The following is a 14,064-nucleotide window of genomic DNA, read 5'->3' as shown; positions in this document are numbered from 1 at the left end:
CTTCTCCAGCTTCTCCAGCTTCTCCAGCTTCTCCAGCTTCTCCAGCTTCTCCAGCTTCTCCAGCTTCTCCAGCTTCTTCGTTGCTCAGAACCCTTATTCCGAAGCTGTGTTGTCGTCGATAAACCAACCGGCAGCGGTTGTGCCATCAGCAGAAAACCTCCGATTGATTCAATGTTATAATTTGGCCATCAATATTGAGGGGATCATTATGTCGAAAGCATTTGAATTACAGGGGATCGTACATTCCATTGACGAAACCAAAGCCTACGGCCAGAACGGCTTCACCAAGCGGGAATTTGTGGTCAAGCTGACCGGTGATGGCGAGAAACCAGAATACCCGAACTATATCGCGCTGGAGCTGATCAAGGATAAATGTGCCTTGATGGACAGTTATAACCCAGGTGATGAAGTGCAGGTCAGTTTCAACCTGTCGGGTCGTTTATGGAGTGCGGCAGGCAAGCCGGAAAAATGTTTTACCAGCCTGCAAGCCTGGCGGGTTGAGCGTGTCGGAGATGCGGTGCAGTCAGGTGGCGGCTCTCCGTTTGCCCAGACCATGCCCAATTACGATGATGATGTGCCGTTCTGAGCGATATTGCTGGCGAAGGTTTCAGACACTTCCACTGGCAAGTGCCTGAATGCCCACTTGCCGGGTCAGATTCCTGATCCGGCAGGGGTCAGGACTGAATCTGTCATCCTGTTTTCTGGTGGTATTTCAAAGAACCCAATCACCGTACTGCTTCAGCGCGACCAATCAGGCCTTGAGGGCGCATCACCAGCAGACCAATCACGATCGACAGCGAGATGGCATCGCGGAACGGCAGTAGCTCCTGAGGCAAAGAAGCCCGCAAGCTGACCTCCAGAATGCCGAGCAAGAATCCTCCCAGAACGGCACCGTTAAGGCTGCCCAAACCGCCCAGTACAACAGCGGTAAACGCCTTGAGTACCGGTACAAACCCCATCAGTGGATCAACCGAACCGCGTTGTGCCACCCATAAAAAGCCCGACAGCCCAGCCAGCAGGCCTGAAATGGCAAAGGCGCCGATAATCACCCGATCGGCAGAAATTCCCATCAGACGCGTTACCGAAAAATCCTGCGCAGCCGATCGCATCGCCAGCCCCAAGGTTGAGAACCGTAAAAAGCCGACCAGACCAATAAGTGCCACCAGAGAGACGGCAATTGAGATTGCTTGCAATGTACCTATTTGTAACCCGCCCACATTCAATGACTGGGTGAGCCATTCTGGAACCGGGACCGCAATCGGTCGGGGCGAGATAAAGTTCTGGAACACCACATGCAGGATTGAACTGACCGCAAAGGTCGTCAGCAGCATGGTTGTTAACGACGCACCCCGTACGGGACGAAAGGCAATGCGTTCGGTCATCGCCGCTGCCGCCCCGGCGAGCAGACAAGCACTGATGACTGCCAGGCCAAATGGCCAGCCCAATGTGGTGGCGACAAATACCAGCGCGTAGCCAGACAAGGTCATGATTTCGCCGTGGGCAAAATTGATCATTCCCAGTACCGAAAAAACCATCGCCAAGCCCAGCCCCAGCAGCGCATAAACACCACCCAGAGCAATGGCATTGAGGGCCTGTTGTGCAAACACTTCCATTATTGGTGTGCTCCAAAAAAGAGATCTTTAAGGTTGGCGTCGCTCAACATATTAGCGGCGGTGTCGGTGGCGAGGATCTCACCATGGCTCATCACGTAACCGCGGTCGGATACGCGTAAAGCCCGCTCGATATCCTGCTCGACCAGTAGTACAGAAATGCCCCATTGCCGCAGCTCGGCAATAACCTGAAAAATCGTATCGACGATCTTCGGAGCCAGTCCCAGCGACGGTTCATCAAGCAGTAGTATTCTGGGCCTGGACATCAGCGCCCGGGCGATGGCCAGTATTTGCTGCTCACCGCCGGAGAGAGTGCCCGCTCGCTGGTGATAGCGTTCCTTGAGCACCGGAAAGGTGTCGAGCAGGCGTACCTGCTCGGCCGCACGATCCTTGTTGGAAGCACCGCCCAGTCGCAGGTTTTCTGCCACTGTCAGCCCGGAGAACACCCGGCGACCTTCCGGGCTCAAGGTCAGCCCAGCCCGTACCATTTGTTCCGTCGAAAAGCCGGACACATCCTGTCCATCCAGAGATATCTGGCCCGAGCGCTGCACCAACCCCACAATGGCCATCAGCGTTGATGACTTCCCTGCCCCGTTTGGCCCGATCAGCGTGACGATTTCCCCGGCGTTGACTGTCAGGTCAAGCTGGCGAACGGCTCTGATGCCACTGTAGTTGACGTCCAGCCCGCGCACCTCGAGCGCGGGCTGTGTGTGTCTTTGGGTCGGGGCTTCCATTTATTTGCTCCGTGGCAGAATGGCGGCGTCAATCACACGGGTATCCAGATGGATCACGGCACCGTCTGATACCTGGTTGATCGAAACCGATCGTGCAGGAACCCGTTCGCGACCGGCATAGCTGATCTTGCCGGTTACTACGTCGAGACCATCAATGGCATCAATGGCATCGCGCAAGGCACGTCCATCAACACTGCCAGCTGCAATAGCCGCTGCTTCGATAACCTGAATCATGTCGTAACCGGTGGCGGCAAAACTGTTGCTTAACTTTTTGCCGTAAAAGGCCTCGTATTGGTCAAAGAAATCACCCAACCGGGTTCCTGGTGTTGGATAACCCGCATTGGTGAACACCACGCCTTCGGAAATCGTGCCCAGTGATACCGTGGTGGGAGAGTCAATGCCATCACTGCCGTATACGGCTGAGGTAACACCAGCGGAACGCAACTGGCGCAAAAAGGCCGGAAAGTCAGGTTCATAGGCCGACGTCATGACCACATCTGGCTGTGGATCGAGGTTGGTAATGTGGGTTACTTCGGCGGAAAAGTCTTGCTGACCCAAGGAGTAAGTCCCTTTGCCGACGACCTTGCCGCCCTGTTTTTCGAAAACTTCACCAAAATACAGCGGCAGGTTACCGGTGTAGGTAGTTTCTGGAGAAACCAGCAAATAGGCGGTTTCCAACTCTTGCTCGTGGGCGTACTGGGCCAGCGTTGCGCCCTGAACAATGTCGGCGGCGTAGTTGACGAAGTAGAACTCACCGATGGCCTGGGTCAGGCTGGCGTTGGTTGCACAGGTCGAAAACGATGGGATACCGGCATCCTGGGCAATCAGGCCACCGGCAATGGCCGGATCATCGTCGCAAGGCAGGACAATGACGTTGGCGCCGTCATCGATCATTTCCTGCACGACCACGGATGTTTGTACCGTGTCGGAACGTACATCGTGGATGATGGCTTCAACTTTATAGGGGCCATTGCTGGCGTTGATGTCGGCAATGGCAATCTTGGCGCCTTCAACGGTCGGCGTGTCGTAAGGAGCAAGATAGCCGGTCAGAGAAACGGCGAATCCGATCTTCAACGTGTCCTGGGCAAATGCGGGTGCCGCTGTCATGGAGACGGCAAGCGAGAGGGCAAAATGGCGGATCATCTGAGACTGTTTCATCTGCTTTTCCTTTCTGTTATGCGAGGTTGTGGGTTTATTCGGACAGGGTGGATTGACCTTCGCCGAAGTACGCCGCAGCGACTTCGGGGTTTTCTCTAATGTGTTCCGGCGAGGCGAGCGCGATCAGTTTTCCCTCATTGAGTACTGCGACCCGGTTGGACAGGCGCAAAATCATGGGCAGGTCATGATCGACCAGTAGAATCCCCAGACCATTCTCATCACGCAGTGACATGATCAGTGCGGCCAGATCATCTGTTTCGGTACTGTTCATACCCGCCGCAGGCTCATCGAGCAGCAGAAAGTCCGGGCAAATAGCCAAGGCTCTGGCAATTTCAAGACGACGCTGCTGGCCATAAGACAGCGTGCTGGCTGTGCGCAGCGCCATGCCATCAAGACCCACCCGTGTCAGGATGTCTGCGACCGTTGGACTGTTGGCCGGGCCGGGAACCGATACCATGGCTGCGGAGACGTTCTCTGCAACACTGAGGCGAGCGAACAGGCGAATGTTCTGGAAGGTGCGGGCTACCCCGTTATGAGCATAGGCAACCGGATTGCCCTGTGCCATTTGGGTGTCATGTACCCATACTTCGCCCTCATCAAACCGCTGGATACCGGAGGCACAGGACAGAAAGGTCGACTTGCCGGAGCCATTCGGGCCAATCAGGCCCAGAATCTCACCCTGCTGAAGATCAATAGAGACGGCATCCAGTGCTGTTACGCCACCGTAACGCTTGGTCAGTGACTGGACCCGGATTGATTTGGGTGTCTGACTGGCTGTGGGACGAGGCGTGTTGATAACGGAGCGTTTGTAGACTCGTGGCTTGATGTCAAACGGCAGAAAATCATCCAGCTCCTTCAGGCCAAAGATACCTTCGGGGCGACGGTAGAGCGTCAGGATCAAGGCGACACTGATACCGATCGTTGTCAGGCCAAATAGCGCCGGAATCTGGATCGGCCCCAGACTGAAACCTGGCTCAGCCTGACGGAGCACTTCAGTAATCATGGTGATCACGGCAACGCCGACCACGGCACCGGCAGTACTGGAGGCACCACCAACGATCAACATGGCCAGCAAGGAAAAGGTCAGCGTGAAATAAAATTCCTTGGGAGAGAATACCCCCAGGTGCAGCGCAAACATGGCTCCGCCAAGCGCGGTGAAGGCGATGGATAAACAGAACACAATGGTGCGGTTGCGCTTGATCGAGATACCGGATGCCGCCGCCGCTGCTTCGTCTTCCCGGACTGCCCGGGCAGCCAGGCCCCAGCGACTGTGCTTGAACCAGTCGGCAACAAAAATGGTGATGATGGCTCCGATGGCCGCGGATATCGGGCTGACAAGTTTCGGAATACCATAGAGCGCTTGTGCTCCCCGGGTGAATGTTGTGCCGCCAACCAGCAGGCTATGGGCAACAATCAGCAAGCCGAGAGTGGCGATGGTGGCCGAAGCACCGTTCAAGCGCGAGATCGCCAGACCGATACCTGCACCAATCAGCCCAACCACGAATACAGTGATCACGATACCCAGCAGTGGCGGGGCGCTGAAAGTACTCAGAAAATCCGGCAAATTGGGCAGCAAGGCACTCTTGCGTGCCGCTGGCATGACCAGAATCGCGGTCAGATACGCGGCAATGGCCATAAAAGCCGGATGGCCAAAGCTGACAATTCCGGTGTTGCCGACGTAAATACCCAGAGCCACCACCAGTACAACCAGAATAAAGAAGTAGCTCACCGTATTGTTCATGGCGGTACTGCCAAACACCGTTGCTGTGGTGGCGATGGCCAGCAGGATCAGGGCCAGCGTAATATTGCCCAGTCTCATGAGAGCACCTCCATCGCTTCATCGAGGCGGAAGGCCTTGCGCAGTGCGGTGAGTAAATCAATGGCTCCGCGGTTGTCGGAGTGGACACAAATCGACTCTGCGTCGACGCGCACAGTGGCACCGTTGACCGCTGTGGTATAGCCGCTGGCGATGGCCTGACGGGCCCGGGCGGCGGCTTGTGTTGCATCGAGGGAACCCGGGTCTGTAACGATGAGCAGATGACCATGCTCGTTGTAGTCCAGATCGGCATAGAACTCACCAACAAAGGTGACTCCCTTGGCCTTATAGGTCGTTTCCTGGCAGGTGCCGCCCAAACCCAGCACCGGCAAGTTGAATGCCAGTGCCGCATCGGCAATGGCTTCTGCAATGCGGTGATCGCGGCAGGCCATGCCGTATAAGGCGCCGTGCGGTTTGATATGGGAGAGGGTGACACCGCGTCCGCGCAGCATGCCGTCCAGCGCACCAACCTGATACTTGATCATGGTGAGCAGCTCAGCCGGTGCAATCTTCATTTCTCGGCGGCCAAAGCCTTGCAGGTCTGGCAGTGACGGGTGTGCGCCGATTTGCTTGCCGTGCTCAATCGCCATATCGACGGTTTGCTGCATGATGACCGGGTCCGATGCATGAAAACCACAGGCAATATTGGCCTGATCGATCAGGGGCATGATCGCCTCATCATTGGCGAGGCGGTATTTGCCGAAGCCCTCGCCCATGTCGCAGTTGATCAGTGGCCGCATCGTTAATGTCTCCTAAACTCAGTGAAGTGTGTTCAGGAGGTATTAGGGTTGACGGCAGGTGATTAATCAATTTTATTATACTTCCAAACTTGTATGAGAAAAATTTATGTCTATAACGCTACGTCAACTCCGGTATTTCGTCAGCGCAGCGGAGTCGGGCATGATGTCGTCGGCAGCGTCGATGTGTAATGTGACGCAATCGGCCATTACGCTGTCGATCAAATCCCTTGAGGAGCAGATCGGTTTTGACCTGTTCGAGCGCACCGCCCACGGCGTGAATCTCAGCTTTGAAGGACAGCGTTTTTTAGGCAAAGCCCGCGAAATTCTCTCGCTGGTCTCCAATGCAGCGATTTCCAGCGTTGAATCAGAAGCCAGCAAACACAGTGGCTCGATTACGGTGGGGGCCACCGATACGGTGATGGGTTATTTTCTGATGCCGCATCTGGCACGTTTCAAATCACGGTTTCCACATATCGACGTTAATATCATCGAGATGGGACGGCAGCAGATTGAGGATGCCCTGATCGCCGGTACGCTCGATATTGCCGTTATGCTGGTGTCCAATTTGCAGCGACAGGATGAGCTGGCGGCGTCCGTTTTGCGCCCGTCACAGCGGCGTTTGTGGCTGCCGTCACGTCATCCATTGCTGTTGAAGCAGTCCATTACACTGGCCGATGTTGCCAAAGAGCCAATGGTGATGTTGACAGTAGACGAAGCGGAAGAAAGCGCCTTGAACTATTGGAGTCATCTGCCCCAGGAACCTCGCATCGTATTACGCAGCGCCAACGTCGAAGCCATTCGCACGGCGGTCGCCAGCGGTCTGGGCGTGACTATCCTGTCAGATATGGTGTTCCGGACCTGGTCGCTGGAAGGGGACCGGATCGAAGCCCGGGATCTCGCCACCCGGGTGCCACCGATGGATATCGGCTTGTCCTGGCGGCTGGGGGCCACGCTGTCGCCCAGTGCCCAGGAGTTTCAGAGCTTTATCAAGGCGGCCTCGGTAGGCATCGTCAAATAAGGCTTTATCCTGGTATAAGTTTTTTAAATACCAGGGGCTAAGTATTTGAAAATTGCAAGTTCGCCGCGGGCGTCGTTCTATTGGGGAACGACAACCGATGGAGAACTTCTCATGACTCAGTACAAAACCTACAAGCCTGAAGGCATTTCCGATCCTTATGGCACTTACGTACACGGTATCGAGCCGCCGGTCGGTTCACGTATGGTTTTCGTTTCAGGACAAATCCCCGTTGCCTTCGATGGCACCGTGCCTGAGACAATGGAAGGTCAGGCAACGGTTTGCTGGCAAAACATCGAAGCGACTCTCAAGGCCGCAGGTCTTGGTATCGAGAATATTGTACGGACTACCCAATATCTGACGGATGCCTCTATGTACCCGGAAGCCAATGCCGTACGCGCCAAGATGCTCGGCACTCATCGCACGGCTTCGGTTTCTATTACGGTTCCGGCTCTGATTGAACCTACCTGGTTGATCGAAATTGACGCCATTGCTGCCGCACCGGCTGAATAACAGGATTAATCATATGCTGGCCATTAATGCTTTTGGTGAACGCCAATTCACCTTCGATTTTGCCAACACGGCACTGCTTATCGTGGATATGCAGCGCGACTTTATTGAAGACGGTGGCGCTTGTGGTGCTGGCGGTGCTGACGTAAAACCGCTGCAAGCCGTTATTCCCCATGTGCAATCCATGTTGCAGCTGTTCCGTGAAAAGGGAGCTCCTGTCGTTCATACACGGTATGGATTCAAACCCGATATGTCGGATCTGCCAGAGCCTGTCCGGTTACAAAGCAAGGAAGCGGGTGGAGAGTATGGTACCGCGGGTCCTTTGGGGCGCATTCTGACGCAAGGCGAACCCGGTTTTCAGATTGTTCCTGAACTGAAGCCTCGGCCAGGTGAAACGATCATTGATAAATCCACTTTTGGTGCATTCACTTACACCGAGCTGGATTCTATCTTGCGTAGCAAAGGGGTAACGCACGTTATCATCTGTGGCGTGACGACACAGTGCTGCGTTGAAGGCACTTTGCGGGAGGCGGTTGATCGCGGCTATTTTGTTCTGACTCTGGCTGACAGTTGTGGTGCTTTCGAAGAGAGCTTGCAGCGTGGGACATTGACCACGATTCAGAGTGAAGGCCATTTGTTTGGCTGGATCGCCAATAGCACCGACGTATTGGCTGCTGTCTGATTTTTAATCAGGCTCTGCCTGGGCTGACATGATGCCGGGGGAGACTGATCCTGATTGCCTGGTGTCGGGTTGAAAACCCGGCCCAGGCATTTTTACTTCTTTGTTTCTCTCTTGTTTCTCTCTTGTTTCTCTCTTGTTTCTCTCTTGTTTCTCTCTTGTTTCTCTCTTGTTTCTCTCTTGTGTCTCTCTTGTGTCTCTCTTGTGTCTCTCTTGTGTCTGGGCTTCTGTGTTGCCGCGTTTCTGGTGTGCAGGCATCAGGGTAAACCCCGTTACTGTCGCTCCCGCCGACTCATGCCCGCTTTGGCTCATCTCATCTCATCCTAATGCCGATGCAGTGGCGTATTCATCATTGTGATACGATTTTTGGTCGCTCCAGTCTGCTGTGAAATCTGACGGTTTTATTCAGGGAGCGCGGCTTATTGAATAATGGGTTCATTTCAAAACAATCAGGGAAGATAGATCATGTTTTTCATGCTGAGTACGCTGACCGCCGTTGTGACCGGATTGCTGTTTCTGATATCGCTGGGGGCACCGGAACTGCTGCTGTGGTTGATGGGGGTCAGTGAGTCGGAGTCTGCTGCTTTTGTCGCTCGCCGTATGGCCATGGTGTTTCTGGGTTTGACGCTGATTTGCTGGTTAAACCGGGATTGCCGTTCCGCCGATGTACATAAAGCGATCGCTATGGGGCTGCTGGTGATGCTGTTGGGGCTGGCGGCTTTGGGACTGTTTGAATTATTACGCGGCTATGCCGGCTATGGCATCTTGCTGGCAGTAGTTACCGAACTGTTGCTGGGGATTGCCTGGGGTCGGGTTTGTCTGCTGGCACACAGAAGCCGGCTGGGCGTATTTTGAGTAACAACAATAAGTAAAAAAGCAGGGAGGTCATGCGAGGAGGGTTACCCGAGACAATTGGGTAGCCATCTGGCCCCCATAACGTCTTCGAATAAAATGAAGCAAAAAAGTGATCAGACCCAGGCCAAATGCCGGCGACTTATTCTTGTGCCGGTGGTGCCTGAATACTGTCTTGGTGCGGTACGGCTGATTTCTGCTTAGTGGCTGGAAATCATTTTGTGGGATTTGAAGTGGAATGCATGTTTGATGCTGGTGATCAGATCGCTGCACAGTGCAGAGATATAGTCAGAACGCATTTGTTTGGCAGCAGCGATATGCATATCGATTTCTTCTTTGCTGCAGATGTTAGCGGCTTGGTCTTGGTTGTTCATAATAGAACTCCTTGGTTTTGTCTGATTGGGTTGTGCCTTGAAAGTAAGACCATAGTAGTAGCTTCCTGGTGGCTAAAAAAGCGAGGCTTTCTAACCAAAAAGATGAAAAAAACTAATCATTTGTGTTGAATGTAATTTGTCCTGTTGCAGCACAGATGCTTGTGTATTGTATAAAAGTCCTTTTAAAACAGTAGCTTGATGTCAATTTTCTGTTTTTTGTACGCTGTTTAAGCATCAGTTTTTCTCCTGAAAAGCGTGAATAATATTTAGCTTGTTGACGCTTTCGTGACATCGCCAGCAAATTATGGCTTGCAGCAAGTGGCAAGACTCTGGCCATGCCATGGTTTTGTCTTGCTTGCTTTTCTGTTTTGTTTTTCCTGCTGCTATCCAATGGCTGCCTTAGCCTTGCCTTAAGAGTGGAATTGTGAATTTTCACGCACCGATATAGATCCTTGTGTATTATTTTGATGCACAAATAATATTCTATCGGCCGTTAGTCTTGTAAGTGGTCTTTGTATAGCTCTTTAGGGTCTGTCCGCTTTTCTTTTAATTTCTCTTGGCGTTTAAAACCTGTCGTTCTGGTCAAACCAGCTTTGTATTGTCCACTTGGTTGATAGCTTGCCTGTGGTTATTGGTTTTGGCTTATAGCGATAGAGCATCGGATCAGGCCGTTTCTGAAATTCAGTGTCACTTTTTTGTGCGTCGTAAGACATTGTTTTTAAAGAATTTAATTTTTTGGTATGGCGCAATCACGACAATCTGGAGCCATCAGACGCTGAAGCGGAACGGCCTGTGCTGAAGCTAATGAATGAACCGGAGGATGTGTGATGGCGAATAACTGGTCTGAAGTAATCAGCCAAGCCACGGTGCTGAGGCGTCAATTGCACCAGCAGCCGGAGTTGAGTTGGGAAGAAGAGCACACCGCCCGGGTGGTGCGCCAACGACTGGATGATTTAGGTATCCGTTGGCGTGCCTGCGCCCGTACTGGCACCGTCGCCTGGCTGGGTGGATCGGCAGCACCTGCTTCAGATACCCCTCATTTTGCCTTGCGTGGCGATATGGATGCCTTGCCTATTCAGGAGCAAACCAGCGTCGCCTGGCGCTCACGCCAGGATGGCTGCATGCATGCGTGTGGTCACGATGGCCACAGTGCGACCTTGTTGGCAACAGCCCACTGGCTGAAGCTCCACGAAGCGGCTTTGCCAGCTCCGGTAACGCTGGTGTTCCAACCGGCAGAAGAAGGTGGCCATGGGGCCAGGGCGATGATCGACGACGGCGCGCTGGAAGGTGTCGACGCCATTTTTGGCTGGCACAACTGGCCCGCTATCCCGTTTGGTCACATGGCCTGCCCGAATGGCATTGTGATGTGTGGTAACGGCACTTTCCAGATTCGGGTCAGTGGCCGTGGTGGTCATGCCAGCCAGCCGGAACAGTGTCGCGATCCGGTACTGGCTGCCAGCGCCCTGGTGGTGGCATTGCAGCAGATTGTCAGTCGGCGTCTGGCGCCACAGCAGGCCGCGGTGGTCAGCGTGACATCGATTGATGCCATCAGTGCGCCAACCGTCATCGCCCAGAACGCGGTGATTTCCGGCAGTATCCGGGTACCCGACAGCGCTACCCGCTTGCAGGTGAATGCCCTGATCGATGAAATCTGCCAACACACCGCCGCCGGTTATGGGGTGACCGCAGAAGTGGATCATCAACCCCGTTACGAGGCGACGATCAACCACCCGGAGCAAGCGCGGCTGATGCGCCAGGGTTGGGAGCAGCTGTTTGGTGCCCGAATGCTGGAGCACGGTGTGCGCTTGCCCATCATGGCATCGGAAGACTTCAGTTATTACCTCAACGAGATACCCGGTGCGTTTGCGCTGGTCGGCTCCGATGACGGCTCGGCACCTGCCTGGCCCTGTCACAGCCCCCATTACGATTTTAACGATCGCCTGATTGAACAGGTGACCCGTTTGTATGCCCAGTTGGTGCATGCCCCCCAACCCTGAGCAACCCGGCATATTCAACCGGTATAGCCAGATTCGTTTGATGAAGGAGTAATTAATGAGCATTTTTGCGCAACGTGAGTCGGATATTCGTGCCTACTGTCGTGTTTATCCCGTGGTGTTCGATAAAGCCTCCAATGCCCGTCAGATTGATGAGCAGGGCAATGAATACATCGATTTTTTTGCCGGGGCTGGCGTACTGAATTTTGGCCACAACAATGAACGCATGAAAGCGGCGGTGATTGACTACATTCAGCAGGATGGCGTGCTGCACAGTCTGGATATGCACACCACCGCCAAGCGCCGTTATATGGAAACGTTCGAGAGCGTGATTCTGGCGCCACGTTCCATGGATCACCGCATGCAGTTTATGGGGCCAACCGGCACCAATGCGGTAGAGGCCGCCCTCAAGCTGGCGCGCCGGGTAACTGGTCGTCGTCAGGTGGTGGCGTTTTCGAAAGGCTTTCATGGCATGACCCTGGGGGCACTGGCCTGCACCGCCAACAACTACTTCCGGGGGGCTGCCGGGGTTGCGCTGGATAACGTCAGCCATCAACCCTTTGCCGCCATGGCCACCCTCGATTTGTTACGGGAACAATACGCAGATGCCTCCAGCGGCATTGAGCCACCGGCGGCCTTTATCGTCGAAACCATTCAGGCGGAAGGGGGCGTGAACGTCGCCAGCCAGGAGTGGCTGCAAGCGCTGCAATCCCTTGCTCATGACCATGGCTCGCTACTGATTGTGGATGAAATCCAGGTAGGGTGTGGCCGCACCGGTTCGTTCTTCAGCTTTGATGGCACCGGTATCGATCCAGACATCATCTGCCTGGCCAAAGGCATTGGCGGCATGGGCACGCCGATGGCCATGAACCTGGTCAAACCGGAACACGACAAACACTGGTCGCCGGGTGAGCATACCGGCACCTTTCGTGGCCAGAACCTGTCATTTGTGGCCGGTGTCGAGGCGCTGAACTACTTCCGCGACAGCGAACTGATGGATCAGGTTGCCCGTTACACCGATATCGTACACGAGGCTCTGGCACCGCTGGCGCGCAAATATCCACAGGTAGCGATTCGGGGCAAAGGCCTGATCGTTGCGCTGGATGTGGCCGATAGCGACCACGCCAAAGCCATTGTGGCGGAATGTTTCGACAACGGCTTGCTGATTGCCAGTTGTGGCACCGGCGGCCGGGTTCTGAAACTGATTCCGCCATTAACCATCCCTGAAAGTGATCTGAAGGCAGGACTGACGGTGCTGGTCCGTGCCACCGACAACGCACTGGAGGCCGCCCAATGAGACAACGTGATGATATGACTTTTCCGCACGATGAATACGTACGTCGCATGAATGACCTGCGCCAGCGTATTGCGTACCGGCGACTGGATGCCGTGGTGATTTCCGACCCGGAAAACATCATGTACCTGACCGACTACCAGACCACTGGCTACAGCTTTTTCCAGGCGCTGGTTGTGCCGCTGGAAGGCGAGCCCTTTATGATCACGCGGGCGATGGAAGAATCCAATGTGATCCATCGTACCTGGGTGGAAGTCACCCGCCCGTACCCGGACACGGGTGATGCCATTCAGATGCTGGTGGATGCCCTGACGGAGTTTGGTCTGGCCAACAAGCGTATTGGTTACGAACGTAACTCCTATTTTTTCCCGGCCTACCATCAGGACTTTATCCACACTCGTATGCGCAATGCCAAGCTGCTGGACTGCTTTGGTATCGTCGAGCAGGGCCGGATTCGTAAATCGGTGCACGAAATCGAGATCATGAAGCGGGCGGCCATCGCCACCGAAGCCGGTATGACGGCGGGTATCGAAGCCTGTATGGCGGGAGCCAGCGAAAACGAAATTGGTGCTGCCATCAGTGCCGGCATGTTCCGCGCCGGAGGAGAAACCCCGGCGGTGATGCCATACGTTACTTCTGGCCCGCGCTCAATGATTGGCCATGCGACCTGGGAAGGCCGGGTAGTGCAGCCCAACGAACATATTTTTCTGGAAGTCGGCGGCTGCTATCGGCGTTACCACACCGCCATGATGCGTACGGTCGTACTTGGCGAACTGAGCGATTCGATGTACAAAGCCCAGGAAAAAATGAAGCAGGCGTTAGATGCGGTACATGAGTTTGTCCAGCCCGGCATGACGGTATCCGATGCGGACAATATGATCCGCAATATTATTTCCGATAACGACGTAGGCGCCCGATTGGCGACCCGCTCCGGTTACTCGATCGGTATTGCCTTCCCGCCAAGCTGGGATGAAGGCTACATTGTCAGTCTCAACCAGGGCGACTCTGCGATTCTGGAAGAAGGCATGACCTTCCATATTATTCCGTGGATGTGGGGCGTTGATGGCGATAAAACCTGCGGCATCTCCGACACCATTTATATAACCGATCAGGGCTGTCAGTCCTTTTTCGATATGGATCGGAATTTTGTCGTCAAGCCGGAAACCAGCAGTAACCTGGTGGATCTGGGTGCTGTGAACCGCAAACCCGAGCTGGCCGCAACCGACAAACCGGCGCCGAAAAAGAAAACCGCCGACGCCTGAACCGACCTTGAACCAACCGGGCTGCC

Annotated in this window: 15 protein-coding genes; 8 read left to right on the top strand and 7 right to left on the bottom strand. The window is 54.5% G+C overall.

All coding sequences use genetic code 11. From position 1 onward, the window contains the following. On the top strand, window positions 1–586 hold a 586-nt coding region (locus Q8W32_RS09470; RefSeq protein ID WP_305414691.1), incomplete at its 5' end, for a DUF3127 domain-containing protein. Between the two features lie 139 nt (window positions 587–725). On the opposite strand, the gene Q8W32_RS09465 is transcribed toward Q8W32_RS09470, so the two are convergent. The 5 genes from Q8W32_RS09465 to Q8W32_RS09445 are packed head-to-tail and all read right to left on the bottom strand — an operon-like array spanning window position 726 to window position 6,058. Beyond that, the gene (locus Q8W32_RS09465; protein WP_303434478.1) at window positions 726–1,613 is read right to left on the bottom strand and encodes a branched-chain amino acid ABC transporter permease; all 888 of its coding nucleotides are present in this window, start codon (window positions 1,611–1,613) and stop codon (window positions 726–728) included. Beyond that, window positions 1,613–2,344: an ABC transporter ATP-binding protein gene (locus Q8W32_RS09460; protein WP_305414690.1), complete on the bottom strand. Its 732-nt coding sequence runs from the start codon at window positions 2,342–2,344 to the stop codon at window positions 1,613–1,615. Before Q8W32_RS09460 ends, Q8W32_RS09465 begins: the two co-directional genes overlap by 1 nt. Next, window positions 2,345–3,502 (bottom strand): ABC transporter substrate-binding protein, encoded by a 1,158-nt coding sequence (locus Q8W32_RS09455; protein ID WP_305414689.1) that lies wholly within the window; start codon window positions 3,500–3,502, stop codon window positions 2,345–2,347. Between the two features lie 34 nt (window positions 3,503–3,536). Beyond that, on the bottom strand, window positions 3,537–5,321 hold the full coding sequence (locus Q8W32_RS09450; protein ID WP_303434475.1) for a branched-chain amino acid ABC transporter ATP-binding protein/permease: 1,785 nt from the start codon (window positions 5,319–5,321) through the stop codon (window positions 3,537–3,539). Further along, window positions 5,318–6,058 carry a 5-oxoprolinase subunit PxpA gene (locus Q8W32_RS09445; RefSeq protein ID WP_303434474.1) on the bottom strand — a complete coding sequence of 247 codons (741 nt, stop codon included), beginning with the start codon at window positions 6,056–6,058 and terminating at the stop codon, window positions 5,318–5,320. Before Q8W32_RS09445 ends, Q8W32_RS09450 begins: the two co-directional genes overlap by 4 nt. 106 nt (window positions 6,059–6,164) lie before the next feature. On the opposite strand from Q8W32_RS09445, the gene Q8W32_RS09440 reads away from it, so the two are divergent. The 4 genes from Q8W32_RS09440 to Q8W32_RS09425 all read left to right on the top strand — a co-directional run bounded on the left by Q8W32_RS09440 (window position 6,165) and on the right by Q8W32_RS09425 (window position 9,117). After that, on the top strand, window positions 6,165–7,076 hold the full coding sequence (locus Q8W32_RS09440; protein ID WP_303434473.1) for a LysR family transcriptional regulator: 912 nt from the start codon (window positions 6,165–6,167) through the stop codon (window positions 7,074–7,076). 111 nt (window positions 7,077–7,187) lie between these two features. Then, a complete protein-coding gene (locus Q8W32_RS09435) occupies window positions 7,188–7,586 on the top strand; it encodes a RidA family protein (protein ID WP_303434472.1) in 399 nt (132 codons plus the stop codon). Window positions 7,587–7,599: 13 nt separating this feature from the next. Beyond that, the gene (locus tag Q8W32_RS09430) at window positions 7,600–8,265 is read left to right on the top strand and encodes a cysteine hydrolase family protein (RefSeq protein ID WP_303434471.1); all 666 of its coding nucleotides are present in this window, start codon (window positions 7,600–7,602) and stop codon (window positions 8,263–8,265) included. Between the two features lie 462 nt (window positions 8,266–8,727). Beyond that, entirely contained in the window at window positions 8,728–9,117 is a 390-nt protein-coding gene (locus tag Q8W32_RS09425; protein ID WP_305414687.1) for a hypothetical protein, read from the top strand. A 197-nt stretch (window positions 9,118–9,314) separates the two neighbouring features. On the opposite strand, the gene Q8W32_RS09420 is transcribed toward Q8W32_RS09425, so the two are convergent. Beyond that, the gene (locus tag Q8W32_RS09420) at window positions 9,315–9,488 is read right to left on the bottom strand and encodes a hypothetical protein (protein ID WP_303434190.1); all 174 of its coding nucleotides are present in this window, start codon (window positions 9,486–9,488) and stop codon (window positions 9,315–9,317) included. A 112-nt stretch (window positions 9,489–9,600) separates the two neighbouring features. Then, complete coding sequence (locus Q8W32_RS09415) at window positions 9,601–9,924, bottom strand: hypothetical protein (RefSeq protein WP_305414685.1); 324 nt, start codon at window positions 9,922–9,924, stop codon at window positions 9,601–9,603. Window positions 9,925–10,315: 391 nt separating this feature from the next. Between Q8W32_RS09415 and doeB2 the strand changes: the two genes are divergently transcribed. The 3 genes from doeB2 to doeA are packed head-to-tail and all read left to right on the top strand — an operon-like array spanning window position 10,316 to window position 14,038. After that, the gene (gene doeB2 / locus Q8W32_RS09410) at window positions 10,316–11,485 is read left to right on the top strand and encodes a N(2)-acetyl-L-2,4-diaminobutanoate deacetylase DoeB2 (RefSeq protein WP_303434188.1); all 1,170 of its coding nucleotides are present in this window, start codon (window positions 10,316–10,318) and stop codon (window positions 11,483–11,485) included. 55 nt (window positions 11,486–11,540) lie between these two features. Continuing rightward, entirely contained in the window at window positions 11,541–12,779 is a 1,239-nt protein-coding gene (locus Q8W32_RS09405; protein WP_303434187.1) for an aspartate aminotransferase family protein, read from the top strand. Continuing rightward, on the top strand, window positions 12,776–14,038 hold the full coding sequence (gene doeA, locus Q8W32_RS09400) for an ectoine hydrolase (protein ID WP_305414682.1): 1,263 nt from the start codon (window positions 12,776–12,778) through the stop codon (window positions 14,036–14,038). Before Q8W32_RS09405 ends, doeA begins: the two co-directional genes overlap by 4 nt. The last annotated feature ends 26 nt before the right edge of the window (window positions 14,039–14,064 follow it).

Source organism: Oceanobacter sp. 3_MG-2023 (assembly GCF_030688925.1).
Classification (GTDB): domain Bacteria; phylum Pseudomonadota; class Gammaproteobacteria; order Pseudomonadales; family Oceanobacteraceae; genus Oceanobacter.
The sequence above is the reverse complement of the archived record's forward strand: the minus strand, read 5'-3'. Positions and strand labels throughout refer to the sequence as shown.